22 protein-coding genes are annotated in these 15,568 nt (G+C 53.1%); 12 read left to right on the forward strand and 10 right to left on the reverse strand.

The window, feature by feature from the left end; all coding sequences use genetic code 11:
* Window positions 1-42: 42 nt before the first annotated feature.
* Both BY447_RS19380 and BY447_RS19385 read right to left on the reverse strand, forming a co-directional pair.
* Complete coding sequence (locus BY447_RS19380; RefSeq protein WP_033782974.1) at window positions 43-891, reverse strand: manganese catalase family protein; 849 nt, start codon at window positions 889-891, stop codon at window positions 43-45.
* 289 nt (window positions 892-1,180) lie between these two features.
* Entirely contained in the window at window positions 1,181-1,438 is a 258-nt protein-coding gene (locus BY447_RS19385; RefSeq protein WP_013357745.1) for a biofilm development regulator YmgB/AriR family protein, read from the reverse strand.
* A 552-nt stretch (window positions 1,439-1,990) separates the two neighbouring features.
* Here BY447_RS19385 and BY447_RS19395 point away from each other — a divergent pair.
* Window positions 1,991-2,215, forward strand: coding sequence for a hypothetical protein (locus BY447_RS19395; RefSeq protein WP_033732545.1), 225 nt, complete (start codon window positions 1,991-1,993; stop codon window positions 2,213-2,215).
* An 85-nt stretch (window positions 2,216-2,300) separates the two neighbouring features.
* Here BY447_RS19395 and BY447_RS19400 read toward each other — a convergent pair whose 3' ends face one another.
* Window positions 2,301-2,552, reverse strand: a complete 252-nt coding sequence (locus BY447_RS19400; protein WP_033779254.1) for a hypothetical protein — start codon at window positions 2,550-2,552, stop codon at window positions 2,301-2,303.
* 337 nt (window positions 2,553-2,889) lie between these two features.
* Here BY447_RS19400 and umuD point away from each other — a divergent pair, with 337 nt between their 5' ends.
* The 5 genes from umuD (at window position 2,890) to BY447_RS19425 (ending at window position 6,108) form a co-directional block, all read left to right on the forward strand.
* Window positions 2,890-3,309, forward strand: coding sequence for a translesion error-prone DNA polymerase V autoproteolytic subunit (gene umuD, locus BY447_RS19405; protein ID WP_013357748.1), 420 nt, complete (start codon window positions 2,890-2,892; stop codon window positions 3,307-3,309).
* A 2-nt stretch (window positions 3,310-3,311) separates the two neighbouring features.
* A complete protein-coding gene (gene umuC / locus BY447_RS19410) occupies window positions 3,312-4,580 on the forward strand; it encodes a translesion error-prone DNA polymerase V subunit UmuC (RefSeq protein ID WP_110331867.1) in 1,269 nt (422 codons plus the stop codon).
* 151 nt (window positions 4,581-4,731) lie between these two features.
* Window positions 4,732-5,007 (forward strand): hypothetical protein, encoded by a 276-nt coding sequence (locus tag BY447_RS19415; protein ID WP_110331868.1) that lies wholly within the window; start codon window positions 4,732-4,734, stop codon window positions 5,005-5,007.
* A gap of 197 nt (window positions 5,008-5,204) precedes the next feature.
* Window positions 5,205-5,819: a TetR/AcrR family transcriptional regulator gene (locus BY447_RS19420; RefSeq protein ID WP_013357751.1), complete on the forward strand. Its 615-nt coding sequence runs from the start codon at window positions 5,205-5,207 to the stop codon at window positions 5,817-5,819.
* A 148-nt stretch (window positions 5,820-5,967) separates the two neighbouring features.
* Window positions 5,968-6,108 carry a hypothetical protein gene (locus BY447_RS19425; RefSeq protein WP_234366537.1) on the forward strand — a complete coding sequence of 47 codons (141 nt, stop codon included), beginning with the start codon at window positions 5,968-5,970 and terminating at the stop codon, window positions 6,106-6,108.
* Between the two features lie 30 nt (window positions 6,109-6,138).
* On the opposite strand, the gene ycgZ is transcribed toward BY447_RS19425, so the two are convergent.
* The 5 genes from ycgZ to BY447_RS19450 form a co-directional block, all read right to left on the reverse strand.
* On the reverse strand, window positions 6,139-6,378 hold the full coding sequence (gene ycgZ / locus BY447_RS19430; RefSeq protein WP_033782980.1) for a regulatory protein YcgZ: 240 nt from the start codon (window positions 6,376-6,378) through the stop codon (window positions 6,139-6,141).
* Window positions 6,379-6,610: 232 nt separating this feature from the next.
* Window positions 6,611-6,883 carry a hypothetical protein gene (locus BY447_RS19435; protein WP_033782981.1) on the reverse strand — a complete coding sequence of 91 codons (273 nt, stop codon included), beginning with the start codon at window positions 6,881-6,883 and terminating at the stop codon, window positions 6,611-6,613.
* Between the two features lie 418 nt (window positions 6,884-7,301).
* Window positions 7,302-7,532, reverse strand: a complete 231-nt coding sequence (locus tag BY447_RS19440; protein ID WP_010245445.1) for a YgdI/YgdR family lipoprotein — start codon at window positions 7,530-7,532, stop codon at window positions 7,302-7,304.
* A 15-nt stretch (window positions 7,533-7,547) separates the two neighbouring features.
* On the reverse strand, window positions 7,548-7,781 hold the full coding sequence (locus tag BY447_RS19445; protein ID WP_010245442.1) for a YgdI/YgdR family lipoprotein: 234 nt from the start codon (window positions 7,779-7,781) through the stop codon (window positions 7,548-7,550).
* A gap of 371 nt (window positions 7,782-8,152) precedes the next feature.
* The gene (locus BY447_RS19450; protein ID WP_013357757.1) at window positions 8,153-8,356 is read right to left on the reverse strand and encodes a hypothetical protein; all 204 of its coding nucleotides are present in this window, start codon (window positions 8,354-8,356) and stop codon (window positions 8,153-8,155) included.
* A 189-nt stretch (window positions 8,357-8,545) separates the two neighbouring features.
* Here BY447_RS19450 and BY447_RS19455 point away from each other — a divergent pair, with 189 nt between their 5' ends.
* The 4 genes from BY447_RS19455 (at window position 8,546) to pdxY (ending at window position 11,874) form a co-directional block, all read left to right on the forward strand.
* A complete protein-coding gene (locus BY447_RS19455; protein WP_033782982.1) occupies window positions 8,546-8,860 on the forward strand; it encodes an MliC family protein in 315 nt (104 codons plus the stop codon).
* Window positions 8,861-8,885: 25 nt separating this feature from the next.
* Window positions 8,886-9,542, forward strand: a complete 657-nt coding sequence (gene pdxH, locus BY447_RS19460; RefSeq protein WP_110331869.1) for a pyridoxamine 5'-phosphate oxidase — start codon at window positions 8,886-8,888, stop codon at window positions 9,540-9,542.
* A gap of 140 nt (window positions 9,543-9,682) precedes the next feature.
* Window positions 9,683-10,957, forward strand: a complete 1,275-nt coding sequence (gene tyrS / locus BY447_RS19465; RefSeq protein ID WP_110331870.1) for a tyrosine--tRNA ligase — start codon at window positions 9,683-9,685, stop codon at window positions 10,955-10,957.
* A 56-nt stretch (window positions 10,958-11,013) separates the two neighbouring features.
* The gene (gene pdxY, locus BY447_RS19470; protein ID WP_110331871.1) at window positions 11,014-11,874 is read left to right on the forward strand and encodes a pyridoxal kinase PdxY; all 861 of its coding nucleotides are present in this window, start codon (window positions 11,014-11,016) and stop codon (window positions 11,872-11,874) included.
* Between the two features lie 32 nt (window positions 11,875-11,906).
* On the opposite strand, the gene gstA is transcribed toward pdxY, so the two are convergent.
* Window positions 11,907-12,512 carry a glutathione transferase GstA gene (gene gstA / locus BY447_RS19475; RefSeq protein WP_013357762.1) on the reverse strand — a complete coding sequence of 202 codons (606 nt, stop codon included), beginning with the start codon at window positions 12,510-12,512 and terminating at the stop codon, window positions 11,907-11,909.
* Between the two features lie 162 nt (window positions 12,513-12,674).
* Window positions 12,675-14,156 carry a dipeptide/tripeptide permease DtpA gene (gene dtpA, locus BY447_RS19480; RefSeq protein WP_033782990.1) on the reverse strand — a complete coding sequence of 494 codons (1,482 nt, stop codon included), beginning with the start codon at window positions 14,154-14,156 and terminating at the stop codon, window positions 12,675-12,677.
* Window positions 14,157-14,458: 302 nt separating this feature from the next.
* Between dtpA and BY447_RS23280 the strand changes: the two genes are divergently transcribed.
* Together BY447_RS23280 and BY447_RS19485 are read left to right on the forward strand one after the other, a co-directional pair.
* Entirely contained in the window at window positions 14,459-14,608 is a 150-nt protein-coding gene (locus tag BY447_RS23280; RefSeq protein WP_156105688.1) for a hypothetical protein, read from the forward strand.
* Between the two features lie 228 nt (window positions 14,609-14,836).
* Window positions 14,837-15,532: a CTP synthase gene (locus tag BY447_RS19485; protein ID WP_110331872.1), complete on the forward strand. Its 696-nt coding sequence runs from the start codon at window positions 14,837-14,839 to the stop codon at window positions 15,530-15,532.
* The last annotated feature ends 36 nt before the right edge of the window (window positions 15,533-15,568 follow it).

The raw sequence follows: 15,568 nt of genomic DNA on the forward strand, positions 1-15,568 counted from the left end.
GGGAAAAACCTGTCAGGGCATCGATCCCTGACAGGAGGGCAATTAAGGTTTCGGTGGCGTAACGCCGTCAATCTGCTCTGACTGCGCACCGGAGCCGGGACGGGCATTGCCGAGCAGCGGCTCATCGCCCAGAATCTCGGGCTGCTGTTTCGCGCTGAACTGACCATGACCATCATAAGCGGGGCCACTGCTCCAGCGTCCTTCCGGCAGCGATTTATCCAGCGAGGTATTCAGGCAGTAGTAAGAGTGCTCCTGCGCCTCATGTTCCTGCGGGAAGCTGTTCGGGATCGGCAGTGACGCGTTCAGGCCACCCATCTCTTCGATCACCGCCAGCCACTGCTGCTGGTGCATGGTGTCACGGGCGATCAGGAAGGAGAGGAAATCCTTCATGCCTTTATCTTCGGTCATGTTGTAGAGGCGGGTGGCGAGTACGCGGCCGGTGGCTTCTGCGGTGACGTTAGCCAGCATATCGGCCGCCACGTTGCCAGAGGCGTAGATGTGGCTCATGTCGAACGGCATGCCGTTGGCGTTCACCGGCATTGCCGCCAGACCGGAAGAGAGGATATGGCGCGGATTCATGCCGCCCAGAATCGCATTAACGACCGGATCTTTCGCTGACGCTTCCTGGTAAGAGAGCGGTGCGCCTTCAAGGTTAAGCGCTACGGCGTAGCCCAGCATTTCGATATGGCTCAGCTCTTCGGTGGCGGTAGAGATCAGCAGATCCCGAATCCGCGCATCACCCCGCGCGCCCATCGCCTGGAAAAAGTATTGCATCGCTACACGAATCTCACCCTCGACGCCACCGATGGCCTGCTGTAACAGCATGGCAAACTCTGGATCGGGCTTCTCTACACGAACCGGGAATTGAAGTTTTGATGAATGATGAAACATGATTATTTTCCTCGTCTGTGTTTGCAGTGGATGCAGAAAAAGCCTGGACACAGATATTGGATACATAAAGCGAACCGAGAGCAATTAATCGCAATTTAAGGTGAAATAAGCGGCAAAAACGGTAAATAGTAGCGCTATATGTGGTCCGGCAGGGGAGGCTATGCGGGAGGTAAAAAAGAGGCGGGTGATGCAGTGCAGCAGCAATAAAAAAGCCCCTTTAAAAGGGGCCGATTCCGTAGTGGAAAAGCATCCGTGCTAATTCGCGTTCCGTCATAACAGACACAGGTTTTTAGCTTTCGCTGGTAGCTGTTGCACGCTGCAGAACATGTTCAAGAGCCTGACGGTAAATATCCTGCTTAACCACGTCGCGCTCGCTCTCCAGGTGGTGAATCAGGCCCAGCACGATGTCTTTATCGGAGACATGGGCTTTGGCTCGTGCGAGTTCAGCATGGACCGCGGCGATAACCTGTTTTTCAGTCGTCAGCGCTGTACCAGAGTTCATGAAGTAATCAGAAATCTGAGACTCTGTATTCATCGTTGTTTGCATGTCAGGCCTCATAAGAAATTGGGGGAGTATGCGTTGATTCAGATCCGGTAACCGGCTGACGCAAAAAAAATTGCATCTGAAGGTGGAAATCCACAACACCTTCAGATGCGGTGCAAAGCACACTCGTTACAAGTGATTTAACATCACGAGACAAAGTTATACAAGAATGGCAAAGTTGTACAATAAAATTTGACAAAAGATCACTGGTCAGAGGTGTTGAGGGGCAGGCAGACAACGGAAGCGTATCGGGTTTCCAGTCTTTATCTGATTTAATTCAGGGTGTTAAAAGATTTTTTTCGCAGGATGATAGTGTCCGCTGGTGCGTAACGCCTCTTTTTTTTCAGCCGTGCGAAAACGATACAATAGCCGTTCAGCCAGATATTTCAGCAAAAAACCTGTACAGGCCGTACAGGTTTTTTGCGCAGGAAAAACGGACAACGCAACACGACTGCTGCAATCCTGTCCGCCTGACAGGTCATGCCACATAATTCACTTCCCACGCCTGATGCAGAAGGCTAAGGTTGAGCCCTTATTCATCACAAGGAAATGATCATGGTTCACGACTATTTTGCGATTCCGCCTGCGGGCGTGACTCAGGAACAACATAAACGTTCAGTGGCTGTGGCAGCGGCGCTGTCAGTGGCAAAGGAGTCCGTCAGCGCTTCAACGTCAGCAACCGGCTCAAAAGCCTCCTGGGACCTGCAGGCCGTGGCGAATGAAATTGGTAATCTGGCCGATGCGATTCAGGATGCGCTGGAGAGTGATAGCCAGGCGTAAATACTAACCCGGGGACGGGGCAGGTCAGGGGATGGCAGTGTTCAGGAGCCGGTAACGTCCGGTGAGCGGACGCTGCCGGAAAGCCCTATTCCATTGCGGGTGGCTCATATTTAATATACTGGCGCAGGGCGTCATGGATTGCCTGATTGTTGCCTTCCTCCAGACCGCGTTCGGCATATTCTTTTGCCAGGGCGGCCAGCACATCGTCAAATTTCCCTTTGTAGTTGAGATTATTCAGCGCAATTTGCTGACCGAGTATCGCTTTTAATACCGTGGTCTCAACCGTTAACTGTGCAACTGCCTCTTCCAGATGTTTAATTCGATCGTCGTCTGCCATAACCCCTCCAGGCCTTAAAAAAGGCAGAATAACCAGCCCGCGTTGAATATTCAAACCTCAGCGAATGCCACAGAGTCGTTGTCAGATTTTCCTTAAGTAAAAATAATCAGCGGGTGAATTTATAAGATTAGTTACTGAAAGAAAAAAACGCTGATATTCCCGTACTGCGGCAAAAGTAACCCGTTTCTGCTTACTCTCACAGCAGTGAGAAAAAAGAAGGTTAAAAAAGTGCATTACCATCAACTCCTTTGCCTAAAAATGTTCCGTGTCACTTGATTAAATGGGGGATTAGCTATTACTGTATTTATATACAGTAATCTGAGAAAGGAGTGAAATTGTGGAATTCATTAAACCTGCGGACATTCGCGCCGTTATGCCTTTACCGCTTTATATCGAACGTGTGCCGTGTGGATTTCCCTCCCCGGCGCAGGATTATGTCGAACAACGTATCGATCTCAATGCGCTGATGGTGCAGCATCCCAGCGCCACCTATTTTGTCCGCGTCAGCGGCGAGTCGATGATTGAGGCGGGCATTAACGATGGTGACATGCTGGTGGTCGACAGCTCGCTCACCGCCTCACATGGCGATATCGTGGTGGCCGCCGTCGACGGTGAATTTACCGTTAAACGTCTTCAGCTTCATCCCTGCCTGCAACTGATGCCGATGAATACCAAATTTAAACCGATCGCTATCCAGACCGAAGATGCGCTGGAGGTGTTTGGTGTTGTGACCTTTGTTATTAAATCGACGCACTGACCATGTTCGCGCTGGTCGATGTGAACTGCTTTTATGCGTCGTGTGAAACCGTTTTCCGGCCCGATCTGAAAGGCAAACCGGTGGTGGTGCTGTCGAACAATGACGGCTGTGTGATTGCGCGCAGCGCCGAGGCAAAGAAAGCCGGCATTAAAATGGGCGCGCCCTATTTTAAAATGCGCGAAGAGCTGACGCGTCATGCGGTACAGGTCTTCAGCTCAAATTACGCGCTCTATGCCGACATGAGCCATCGGGTGATGACCATCCTCGAAGAGATGGCCCCCTCGGTAGAAATCTACTCGATCGATGAGGCATTTATGGATCTCACCGGCGTGCAGAACTGCATGGCGCTGGAGACCTTTGGCCGTCAGGTCAAAGAACGGATCCGCAAAGAGACCCATCTGACCGTCGGCGTCGGCATTGCACAGACCAAAACGCTGGCCAAGCTGGCGAATTTTGCGGCCAAAAAGTGGAGCAAAACCGGCGGCATTGTCGATCTGTCGGACCCCGAACGACAGAAAAAGCTGCTGGCACTGATCGATGTGGCTGACGTCTGGGGCGTGGGGCACCGGATCGGCAAACGACTCAACGCCATGGGCGTTATGACGGCGAAAGATCTGGCCGATCAAAGCACCGAATCTATTCGCAAACAGTTCAGCGTGGTGATGGAGCGTACCGTCAGGGAACTGCGTGGCGAATCCTGCCTGGAACTGGAGTCAGTGACACCGGATAAGCAGCAAATCATGTGTTCGCGTTCGTTTGGCAGCCGCATCTCCGATTATGACCAGATGCGCGAAGCCGTCTGTGCCTATGCGGAGCGCGCGGCAGAGAAACTGCGTCGTGAGAACCAGTATTGCCGTCAGATAGGGGTATTTTTGCGCACCAGCCCGCACGCAACTGACGAACCCTTTTATGGCAATCAGTCTATAGAGACGTTGCTGATCCCGACGCAGGACACCCGCGACATCATCAACGTAGCAATGGCGTGTCTGGATAACATCTGGATTAAGGGATATCGCTATATCAAGGCGGGCATCGTGCTGGGGGATTTTTTCAGTCAGGGCGTGGCACAGCTTGATCTGTTTGATGAGCATCAGCCGCGCCGCAACAGCCAGGAGCTGATGCAGCTGATGGATAAAATTAACAAAACCGGCAGCGGAAAGCTGTGGTTTGCCGGGCAGGGAATCAACAAGGCCTGGGCGATGAAGCGCGAGATGCTGTCACCTGCCTATACCACACGGGTAGCAGATTTGCCGGTGGTGGCGGTTAAGTAGGTGCGGGTCCGGCCTCCTCTGTTGCTGTCGTAACAGCGTCTGCTAAAAGCTTTTTTTATCACGCGATTAAAGTGACAGGAAGTTATGCTTTGCCTGGCCCGATTGAGTCGTTTTTCATCGGGCATTTTAAAAAAATAACCAGGTAAATATAATGGATTTCAGAGAGTTTGAAGCCAGAGTAATGCTCTGGCCTGCAATACATTTCACAGCAATCATTCAATCCCGCCACCACGACGACTATGAGATTTATGCGGTCGACGACGACAACAATATCAAAACCCGACTCTTTTTATGCTTTGCTGACAATGAGAGCCACGCCAGCCTGCTTATTAAGCAGTTTATGTTATGGCTCATCAAAATAAACGCCCAGCAACGCAGGAAGCAACGGGCAGATCGCCGCAAAGAGACCGCGTTATTATCTGAATGAGTCGTGACCGGTTTGCCCTGTAACCTGTGTCGGGTTGCAGGGCACAACCGGTTATTTCCCTTGATCATCGGGCGACAGAAACGGACATCCGTCAGTGTCAGGTCGCTGGCCGATCGCCGCTATCTATACTTGTTACCCGTGCCTGGGATAGAATCCGGGCTGATTCTGACAGGAACGTACCTCCCAGACCGGTAACAATGATCACGACAGCGACAGCGCATAAAAACAAAGAGCGGGGACGGCCCAGAGAGTTCGATATTGAACAGGCTCTGGATCACGCCATGATCGTTTTCCGCCAAAAAGGGTATCACGCCACATCAATAAGCGATCTGGGTGAGGCGATGAACCTCTCCGCAGGCAGCATCTATAAGGCCTTTAAAGATAAGCGCTCGCTCTTTCTGCTGGTGTTTGAACGTTACCTGTTGCTCAGAAATACCGAGCTGCGCCGTCGTCTGGCACCCTGTATCAGCGGACGGGAAAAAATAACCGAGCTGTTGCAGTTCTATCTCGACTCGGCGCGTGCTATCGAAGGGCGGCGCGGCTGTCTGGTCGTTGCCAGCGCCATTGCACTGCAGACGATGGATCAGGCGCTGGCGCAGCGTATTGATGAGGTAGTCCGGCGTAATCAGCGCTTCCTGGTCTCGCTGCTGGAGCTGGGGCAACGGGATGGCTCAATCGATAACACGCTGGACAGTGAAGCGGCAGCCGGTTTAATCCTCTGCATTGCTTACGGTATGCGGGTGGCAGGCAAGGTCAGCGATGTGAGCAACGAACAGCAGACGCTGGCGCTGGCATTAAAAGTACTGGGGTAATCGTTACGGGGCGGGTCAATCAATAAGCCGGCATTTCTCCGCCCGTATTTTGTCGGACAGAGAAAGTCTGCAGTGCGCTTTTCCCGGCGCTGTTTATGTGCCAGGCTTTTACGTTTTATTCTGTAGCGTAATAATTAAGGCCTGCTTCGTGAAAACCGCAATCTTACTGACACTCGTAGCCGCTATTGGCTGCTCTGTTTTTGCTGCCGAGGGGGGATTTGAAACCCGCGCAGCGAAACATCCGCTGCAACAGCAGGTGACGGAAAGCGGAGAACCGCTGACGCACTAACGGAAGTCGCTGGCAGAGAGCGTTTGCTGCCTAACGGCCAAACAGCAGGCTGATAAGAGCACGGTAGTGACGCTCCTCTTCCTGCGTAGACGCTGTTTCCAGCCGACGAAGAAGTTTGGTACAGATCGCTTTACGGTTTACGTTCCCGCCCGCATGCAGAATTTCCACCACTACCTGGCCCAGCGTTTCCTGCTGTGAGGGCAGACTTGCCGCATTAAAATAACGGGCAATATCGTCTGCCGTCCGCGGCAGTCTCTGGTTCGGGTACATGGGTGATTTCCTGTAATAAGGTGATGGAAAAACGATCGCTTCGCGGCAAAGTTATACAAAAAAGGCGAGCCTGCATAGCTATTTCAGCGCAGAAGAGGAGGTTTTTGTGCTATCAGCATAGCGTTTAGCGATAAAACAGAAAAAATGCAAAAACTGGCGTGGTGCAGGGAAAGGCGTAATGGCACCAGGCGAGGCCTGGCACCCTGAACCAACAGCGCAGTCATTCAGCGCATTAACGATAATCTTTGAGGAAAACCGGCGCCTGTCCGGTCTCGACCAGCCAGTTTAATTCGGCGCGGTCGCGCGTTGAGGCCTCGATAAAGCCTTTGAGCCAGTTGCGTGTATCAGCAATCTGTGCGACGCGCTCATCGCTACGTTCGTTTTCAGCCATTTCACCCAGCTGGCGAATCAGTGATACCAGTGTAATCTCCTGCTCTTCAAACGCCAGATTGATTGCGGCTTCACCAAGAATCCTATGACCGATTGTTTTATCATGGTAAACCATCAGCGACCTCCTGATTGAATAACGATATGAATAGTCTAGTTAAAGGCAATCCGGACTAAAAGATCGGAAACCGCCGATAAACGCGGTTTAAATTTTAAAAATAAAATGAACCTTTAAGCGAAGCGATAAGTCTCTAATAAAAAACAATAAAAGCAAACGTCTGTTTTACGGATAAAGCAGTCTGAGCTATTAAGCTGGTAAAAAAGGATAGTATTGCCTGAAATTCAGATAAGCAACAGGCGGGTGAGTCACGATTATTGCTATGCTGCCTGCCATATTATTGCCAAAGCATGACGGATATTTCTGATTGGAATCGGCAGGTGACAGAGAAATTCGGTCGCGCCACATGGCGTACTAAGCGCAGGAAAAAATAAAGCCGCCCGTAGGCGGCTTTATTAACTGGACGAGCGTGCCCGGTTTATTTCTTCGGTACTTCAGAGACCGCTTTAACGTCCGCTTTATTAATCTGTTGCTTCACGCCATTGGCGTCAGTGTAGGCCAGCAGGCCAGCATCTGACTCAGAAGGCTTGCCATCACTAATAATGGTGCGTCCATCGTTAGTCTGAATCGCATAACTGGTACGGGTGCAGCCGGTTAATACGGTCATACCAATCAATGCGGCGAGAGGTAAAATCAGCGCTTTTTTCATCTTATTCACCTTATATTAGTTGTCGAGTTCACTCATATTACTGATCTCATTGCGATTGATCTGCTCAGTTTTTCCTGTCTGAGCATCGCGATAAGAAACCAGGCCAGTATCTGAATCGATCTGCGGTTTACCATCAGTCACAATGGTGCGGCCATCAGTGGTCTTAATCGACTGATTCGAGGCGCAGCCCGCCAGCGTACCTAAAGAAAGAGCCAGCAAAGCAATGGCTGACAGGGATTTCATTTTCATTTTTTTTCAACTCCATGAAGTATAACCAGACGTTTACAGCATAGACGGCTTTATAGAGTTTGCTGGTCCTGACACGTTTCGCTGCCGGTTTTTTAGACAAAAAAGGGGGGGTGTAGCGATTATTCTGGGGAATGACGGCAGGGAATAGCATTTATTGCAAATGTGCACGGCTGTTTATGCCGTTTTAACAGCGACATTACCGGGCCGGAATAAACGTGACGCCAATGCAGGAAATAAGCACAGCAGCCGAAGCCGATATTCTTTGTTAAAGCCAGAGTCGGCCCGGGGGTAATCGTCTGCACCAGCGTTAACAGCTGATCATGTCCGCAGGCCCGATATCCTGATGACTATCGGGCCAGTGAGGAAAGGGATCAAAGAAGGGAGTCTTCGCCGGCTTTGGCTGCCGCTTTTTCCGCTTTCATAGCGCTGACCGGATCGGATGCGCTCAGCCAGCGGTCAAATTTCTGGTAGGTGTCAATAAAGGTTTTAAAGTAGCTGCTGGCGACGGTGGCATTCTCTTTGTGGTTCATAAACGCCACGGCCAGCTTAAATGCATCTTCGTTATCAAATTTCATGTTTGTTTCCCTCGCTTAAGATCTATAGAGCGTAGCCTGAGAACGCGGCCTGTGCATTCAGACAACCGTCTGAAAATGCGCAATAATTCAGGCTGCCTGACAGCATCCACCAGATTGGCGTGGATTCCCACTTACTTCGCGCCAAATCCTTCTTATAATGCCAGCTTCACTCGTGATGGAGACCCGCTAATGTTGAAAGGATTAACCGTTACCGCGGTGCTGCTGCTCTCGGGCTGTAGCCTGATGCATAAACAGCCACCGTCGCCGCAGACCCTGCACTATCGCTGCGGAACCCTGCCCCTGACCGTGACGCTGGATGAGGCGAAAGAGCAGGTGAGCTTCATTATGGATGGCCAGCCCCTGACGCTGAAGCAGACGGTATCCGCTTCCGGCGCGCGCTACAGCGACAACACCTATGTGTTCTGGTCCAAAGGAAACGGCGCATTTATCGAACGTAATGATAAAATCGTCGTGAACGATTGTGAGCTGCAACCTGCCAGCTGACTCTTTATCTGAATAGGCGAGCATTATGAGCGACAGCGAAACGCTACACACCATTGCCCATCTGCGGCGCGAATATACCCGCGGCGGATTGCGTCGTAAGGATCTGCCGGATGATCCGATAGCCCTGTTTGAACAGTGGCTGAGCCAGGCGTGTGAAGCAAAACTGCCCGATCCCACGGCAATGACCGTGGCCACCGTGGATGAGCAGGGCCAGCCGTGGCAGCGCATCGTGCTGCTGAAACACTTCGATGCGCAGGGCATGGTGTTTTACACCAACCTTGGCAGCCGCAAGGCGCTGCAGCTGGCGCACAATCCGCGCATTTGCCTGCACTTCCCGTGGCACTACCTGGAGCGTCAGGTGATGGTACTGGGTGAAGTGGAGAAACTGTCGCCGCTGGAGGTGCTGAAATATTTCCACAGCCGTCCGCGCGACAGCCAGATTGGGGCCTGGGTGTCGAAGCAGTCGAGCCGGATTTCGGGCCGTGGCATTCTGGAAGGAAAGTTCCTTGAGCTTAAGCAGAAGTTCCAGCAGGGCGACGTGCCGCTGCCCAGCTTCTGGGGCGGCTACCGGGTGAAATTTCACACCGTGGAGTTCTGGCAGGGAGGCGAACATCGTCTGCACGATCGTTTCATCTATCAGCGCGATCACGACGGCTGGAAAATCGACCGTCTGGCACCCTGAATCTGCATCATTTCGCCCTATCAGCGCTGGCACAGAAGGCGTCAGCGCTTTATGCTATAGCCCTCATTTTTTTCGATTCCGCAACTCAGCGGAAAGCTGTGTACCAGCATAGGTGCAGTCTGATCAATTTGGAGTCAGTAATGACCAGCAGTAACCTGATACAACAATTGCAGGAGAGGGGCCTTATCGCCCAGGTGACGGATGAAGACGCGTTAACAGAGAAACTGGCGCAGGGGCCAATTTCGCTCTATTGCGGCTTTGACCCCACTGCTGACAGCTTGCATTTGGGCCATCTGGTACCGCTGCTCTGCCTGAAGCGTTTTCAGGATGCCGGCCATCAGCCGGTGGCGCTGGTCGGGGGTGCAACCGGCCTGATTGGCGACCCGAGCTTTAAAGCCGCAGAGCGTAAACTTAATACCAGCGACACCGTCAACGAATGGGTTGAGAAGATCCGCCAGCAGGTGGCGCCATTCCTGGACTTCGATTGCGGCAGCAACAGCGCCATCGCCGCCAACAATTACGACTGGTTTGGCAGCATGAACGTGCTGACCTTCCTGCGGGATATCGGCAAACACTTCTCCGTTAACCAGATGATCAATAAAGAAGCGGTGAAGCAGCGTCTGAACCGTGACGATCAGGGCATCTCCTTTACCGAGTTCTCCTACAATCTGCTGCAGGGCTATGACTTTGCCTGCCTGAACGAGCGTCACGGCGTATCGCTGCAGATTGGCGGTTCCGATCAGTGGGGTAACATCACCTCCGGTATCGACCTGACCCGTCGTCTGCATCAGAACCAGGTGTTTGGCCTGACCGTTCCGCTGATCACTAAGTCTGACGGCACCAAATTCGGTAAAACTGAAGGCGGCGCAGTCTGGCTGGATGCGAAGAAAACCAGCCCGTATAAGTTCTATCAGTTCTGGATCAACACCGCGGATGCTGACGTCTATCGCTTCCTGAAGTTCTTCACCTTCCTGAGCATTGAAGAGATCAACGCGCTGGAAGAAGAGGACAAAAACAGCGGCACCGCGCCACGTGCGCAGTATGTGCTGGCTGAGCAGGTAACGCGTCTGGTGCATGGCGAAGCGGGGCTGTCGGCGGCAAAACGTATTACGGCCAGCCTCTTCTCAGGCTCCGTGAGCGACATGACCGAAGCCGATTTTGAACAGCTGGCGCAGGATGGTATGCCCACTATCGTGCTGGGCACTGACGACGATCTGCAGCAGGCGCTGGTGAAAGCTGAGCTGGTGCCGTCTCGCGGTCAGGCTCGCACCATGATCGGCTCCAATGCCGTTTCTCTGAATGGTGAAAAGCAGTCTGATGCGGAATACCGCTTCAGCGACAGCGACAAACTGTTTAACCGCTTTACGCTGCTGCGTCGCGGCAAGAAACATTACTGCCTGATTAACTGGCAGTAAGATTTCAGGGCCGGTTTCCGGCCCTTTTTTATGGCAAGGCAGGAAAGGGCAAACAAGTGAAAAATATTTTAGCGATTCAGTCGCACGTTGTTTTTGGTCACGCCGGTAACGCGGCGGCTGAGTTTCCGATGCGCCGCCTGGGGGCAAACGTCTGGCCGCTGAATACCGTACAGTTTTCCAACCATACGCAATATGGCCACTGGACCGGCACGGTGATGCCTGCAACGCATTTAACCGACATCGTTAAAGGTATTGCGGATATTGACCGCCTGAAGACCTGTGACGCGGTGCTGAGCGGCTATCTGGGTTCGGCAGAGCAGGGCGAGCAGATTCTGCAGATTGTTCGGCAGGTCAAAGCAGCTAACCCAAATGCCTGGTACTTCTGCGATCCGGTGATGGGTCACCCCGAGAAAGGCTGCATTGTGGCACCCGGCGTGGCGGAGTTTCACTGCAAAATGGCAATGCCGGCCAGCGACATTATCGCCCCGAATCTGCTTGAGCTGGAGATGCTGAGCGAACGCACCGTTACCGACGTCGACGCGGCAGTCGACGCGGCGCGGGCGCTGATTGCCCAGGGACCACGCGTGGTACTGGTGAAGCACCTGGCGCGCGCCGGTCGTCGCAGCGATCGCTTTGAGATGCTGCTGGTAACGGCGGAAGACGCCTGGCACATCAGCCGTCCGCTGGTCGATTTTGGTGTGCGTCAGCCAGTCGGCGTGGGCGATCTCACCAGCGGTCTGCTGCTGGTGAATCTGCTGCACGGCAAATCATTGCAGAATGCGCTGGAGCACGTCACTGCGGCGGTCTATGAGGTGATGCTGAAAACCCACCAGATGGGCGAGTATGAGCTGCAGCTGGTGGCGGCCCAGGATGCCATCGCCAGTCCGACGCAGCATTTCGCGGCAGAAAAGCTGTAATGCAAAAGGGCCGGTTAACCGGCCCTGTTCACTCAGGCTAAGCCTTCCGCTTTCAGCGCCGCCTGCACCGCAGGACGCTCGGCAACGCGATCAAACCACGCCTCCAGCGCCGTAAAGCCGGACAGATCCAGTCCCAGCGCTTTTGCCCAGCGCGTCACCACAAACAGATAGGCATCCGCCACGCTGAAATGCAGCCCCATCAGCCACTGTCTGTCGCGCAGTGACGCATCGACATAGCGGAATTTCGCTTCCAGCTGGCTGCGCGTCTGTGCTTTCACCTCATCGGAGTAACCGGGACGAAACAGCGGCCCAAAGCTTTTGTGCAGTTCGCTGCTGATGTAGCTGAGCCACTCCACGGTGTGATAACGCGTCAGGCTGCCGACCGGTGCCAGCAGATGGCGATCGGGCTTGAGATCTGCCAGGTACTGCACAATGGCAACACCTTCCGTCAGCACGGAGCCGTCGCTGAGCTGCAGCGCGGGCACCTGGCCTTTAGGGTTAATCTGGCGAAAATCATCGCCCCGTTCAGTGAGTTTTGTGGCCAGATCAACACTCACCTGCGTGAAGTCCAGCCCGCATTCGCGCATAACAATGTGGGGAGAAAGAGAGCAGGCTCCTGCTTTGCAAAACAGTTTCATGACCATGTACTCCTTGTTGCAATGGGATCACAGCATAGTAAAGGCTCAGGGTGGAATTACCAGTGATAAGGATCAGGGATCGATGAGGGGAAAGGGTCAGCAATAAAAAAAGCCGGGCAGAGCCCGGCTGATTCGTGTCACGGCAGCGATGACGCCTGCACGTTATTTTTTCGCGTCAGGATCCTGCGTCATACGGTTCAGCAACGGTGCCGTAATCAGCATCAGCAGAGCGATGACAGCGGTCACGATACCAATCTGCTGGAATACGCGGCTGTAGGTCGCCAGCGAAATCAGCGGGTCAGTTACGTTTTCAGGCACCGCCATCAGGTTGGCCACTTTACCGGCAATGACCGCCGCGCCAGCGGTGGTCAGGAACCAGGAGCCCATGATAAAGCCCATCAGACGCTGAGGCACAAGCTGTGCCACCATTGCCAGACCGAGGCCGGAGATCATCAGTTCACCGATACTCTGCAGCGCATAGCTCAGGATCAGCCAGTTAACAGAAACGATACCGGCATCGCTGGCAAACTTCGCGCCCACCGGCAGCACCAGGAACGCAGCGGAGCAGAGCACCATACCAAAGGCAAACTTGTGCGGCATCGGCAGCTTATCACCCAGCTTGTTGTAGAGCGCCGCCAGCAGCGGACTGGCCAGCATGATCCAGAACGGGTTCAGCGCCTGGAACTGCTCGGGCGCAAAGGTAATGCCGAGAATTGTGTGCTCAACGTTGCGGATAGCAAAGAAGTTGAGTGACGTTGGCATCTGCATATAGAGCACGAAGAACAGAATCGCTTCGACCATCAGCAGGAAGGCCACAATCATTTTACGACGCGCCGCGCCCTGCAGTGCAAAGGCTTCTTTGGCAAACACCAGTACGATACCCAGCGCAATCACAGCCAGCACCAGGCGTGCAATGACCTGATGATGCAGCATCCAGTTTGCCAGCGCGATCAGCACTACGACGCCAACCAGCGTCATCAGCAGTTTTCCGACCTGCAGCGGTGCAAAGTCGGGCTTAGAACCGTAATCCTTAACCATGCGTTTGCAGAACAGGAAGTTAAACAGGGTGATGATCAGACCGATAACGCACAGCGAGAAGGCAACGCTGTAACCATATTTCGCCGCTAACCACGGTGTGAGCATCATCGAAAACAGTGAACCGATGTTGATCGACATATAGAACATGGTGAAGGCACCATCGATACGCGGATCATCTTTGTCGTAGCAGGTGGAGAGCAGCGAAGAGGGGTTCGCTTTGAACAGCCCGCTGCCCACGGCGATGGTCGCCATACCGATATAGACGATGCTGACGTTATGACCGGAGAATGCTACCAGCGCATAACCCAGTGCCAGTACCAGCACGCCCAGCACAATCACACGTTTGGTGCCCAGCACTTTATCGCCGAGCCAGCCGCCAATGGCGACGAGTCCATAAACCAGCGCGCTGAATGAAGAGAACAGGGTGATGGAGTCTGATTCAGACAATCCCAGTTGCTTCACCAGGTAAACCGCCATAATGGCCTGCAGGCCATAGAAGCCAAAACGTTCCCATAACTCAATCGAGAAGATTAAGTAGAACGCCTTCGGCTGTTTAAACGCATTGAGACTGACAGCCTCATCAGTGTGTTTGTTTGCAGTTGACACATGTACCTCAGTTTTTTCATACCCTGTTTCGGGACAGCAATTAAGTCCGCGTCATGTGAGTTTTTCATGCGCGAGATTGTTATTAGAAGGGAAAAGCGGCGACTAATTTGGCTGATTACGGGCGGCAGGGCAAGAATTTTCTGACAACCGGCCTGAGCTGATAATCCAGGGTTAAAAACCTTATAACAAACTGTTGATCAGATTTTAATTTTGATGAAAAAGATCATGTCAGTATAAATCAACTGAATGTGAGCGAGACGCTGGATGGATTTAACATTAACTGCTAATGGAGAGTAATTCAGATGAAACGTTTGCTGCAGATTTTATCAGCAGCATTTACAGGAGGTTTCAGGCCATTATCCAGGCAATATGACGAAAAAGTAAACGTTAACGCGTCTCCTTTGGCGGCAAAGCATACAATTGCTGATCGAGAGCACAAACCCGCGATTTAATTCAGAAAGCAAAACAAGAAACCGATTGCGTTGCTGCGCAGGAAGGCTGAAAAGCCTGTCGGCAGCATAAACCGGCAAAAAGTTTCCGCTTAAGAAATGGGGAGCAGGCTCTGGTGAAGGGGTGAGGGTCTCTGTACTGAGTGGCAGCATTATGACGCGGCGTTCAGGATGCTCGACTTGAAATTAACATTCCTGTAACCTTTCAATTTCCCCGAAAAGGATCTGTTTATGTCGTCCCCCCTGCGTTTGTCTCTGGCTGGTGACTACCGCGCTGATGCGGTTGCCCATCAGGCCATTCCTCTTGCTATTGAACGTGCTGCCCGCTGGCTGAACATTACGGTTGAAGCTGAATGGATTGCCAGCGAAAAACTCGCTGAATCCGACCTCAGGCGCAGTGACGCGGTCTGGGTCGTGCCTGGCAGTCCCTACCATAATGATGAGGCCGTTTTTGACACCATTCGCTGGGCACGGGAAAGCGGAAAGCCTTTCCTGGGGTCGTGCGGGGGATTCCAGTATGCGGTCATCGAGTATGCGCGCAATGTACTGGGCTGGCACGATGCGAGTCATGCCGAAACCGACACCGGCGGGCGCATGGTCATAGCTCCGCTGAGCTGCTCGCTGGTGGAGCAGCGCGGCGCGGTCAGGTTCGAACCCGGTTCACGTATTGCTGCGGCCTACGGCACGCTGGGCAGCGATGAAGGCTATCACTGTAACTTTGGTGTCAACCCGGAATTCAGTGCGGCGCTGGGCGATAACACCCTGCGTATTACTGCCTGGGATGACGCGGGGGACGTACGCGGTGTGGAGCTGCCGGATCATCCTTTCTTTGTTGCCACCCTGTTCCAGTCAGAACGCGCAGCGCTGCAGGAAAAAGAGTCTCCGCTGGTCGTTGCCTGGATGCAGGCGGCGCTGGCGCAGCGCTAAAAAGTGAGCAGCCTGTGACACTGTCACAGGCTGCTT

Source organism: Pantoea sp. JKS000250 (genome assembly GCF_003201065.1).
Taxonomy (GTDB): Bacteria; Pseudomonadota; Gammaproteobacteria; order Enterobacterales; family Enterobacteriaceae; genus Pantoea; species Pantoea vagans.

Bases quoted from the DNA above. Each gene is read 5' to 3' on its own strand.
- BY447_RS19380 (WP_033782974.1), bottom strand. From the start codon at position 891: ATGTTTCATCATTCATCAAAACTTCAATTCCCGGTTCGTGTAGAGAAG.
- BY447_RS19385 (WP_013357745.1), bottom strand. From the start codon at position 1,438: ATGCAAACAACGATGAATACAGAGTCTCAGATTTCTGATTACTTCATG.
- BY447_RS19395 (WP_033732545.1), top strand. From the start codon at position 1,991: ATGGTTCACGACTATTTTGCGATTCCGCCTGCGGGCGTGACTCAGGAA.
- BY447_RS19400 (WP_033779254.1), bottom strand. From the start codon at position 2,552: ATGGCAGACGACGATCGAATTAAACATCTGGAAGAGGCAGTTGCACAG.
- umuC (WP_110331867.1), top strand. From the start codon at position 3,312: ATGTTCGCGCTGGTCGATGTGAACTGCTTTTATGCGTCGTGTGAAACC.
- BY447_RS19415 (WP_110331868.1), top strand. From the start codon at position 4,732: ATGGATTTCAGAGAGTTTGAAGCCAGAGTAATGCTCTGGCCTGCAATA.
- BY447_RS19420 (WP_013357751.1), top strand. From the start codon at position 5,205: ATGATCACGACAGCGACAGCGCATAAAAACAAAGAGCGGGGACGGCCC.
- ycgZ (WP_033782980.1), bottom strand. From the start codon at position 6,378: ATGTACCCGAACCAGAGACTGCCGCGGACGGCAGACGATATTGCCCGT.
- BY447_RS19435 (WP_033782981.1), bottom strand. From the start codon at position 6,883: ATGGTTTACCATGATAAAACAATCGGTCATAGGATTCTTGGTGAAGCC.
- BY447_RS19440 (WP_010245445.1), bottom strand. From the start codon at position 7,532: ATGAAAAAAGCGCTGATTTTACCTCTCGCCGCATTGATTGGTATGACC.
- BY447_RS19445 (WP_010245442.1), bottom strand. From the start codon at position 7,781: ATGAAAATGAAATCCCTGTCAGCCATTGCTTTGCTGGCTCTTTCTTTA.
- BY447_RS19450 (WP_013357757.1), bottom strand. From the start codon at position 8,356: ATGAAATTTGATAACGAAGATGCATTTAAGCTGGCCGTGGCGTTTATG.
- BY447_RS19455 (WP_033782982.1), top strand. From the start codon at position 8,546: ATGTTGAAAGGATTAACCGTTACCGCGGTGCTGCTGCTCTCGGGCTGT.
- pdxH (WP_110331869.1), top strand. From the start codon at position 8,886: ATGAGCGACAGCGAAACGCTACACACCATTGCCCATCTGCGGCGCGAA.
- tyrS (WP_110331870.1), top strand. From the start codon at position 9,683: ATGACCAGCAGTAACCTGATACAACAATTGCAGGAGAGGGGCCTTATC.
- gstA (WP_013357762.1), bottom strand. From the start codon at position 12,512: ATGAAACTGTTTTGCAAAGCAGGAGCCTGCTCTCTTTCTCCCCACATT.
- BY447_RS23280 (WP_156105688.1), top strand. From the start codon at position 14,459: ATGAAACGTTTGCTGCAGATTTTATCAGCAGCATTTACAGGAGGTTTC.
- BY447_RS19485 (WP_110331872.1), top strand. From the start codon at position 14,837: ATGTCGTCCCCCCTGCGTTTGTCTCTGGCTGGTGACTACCGCGCTGAT.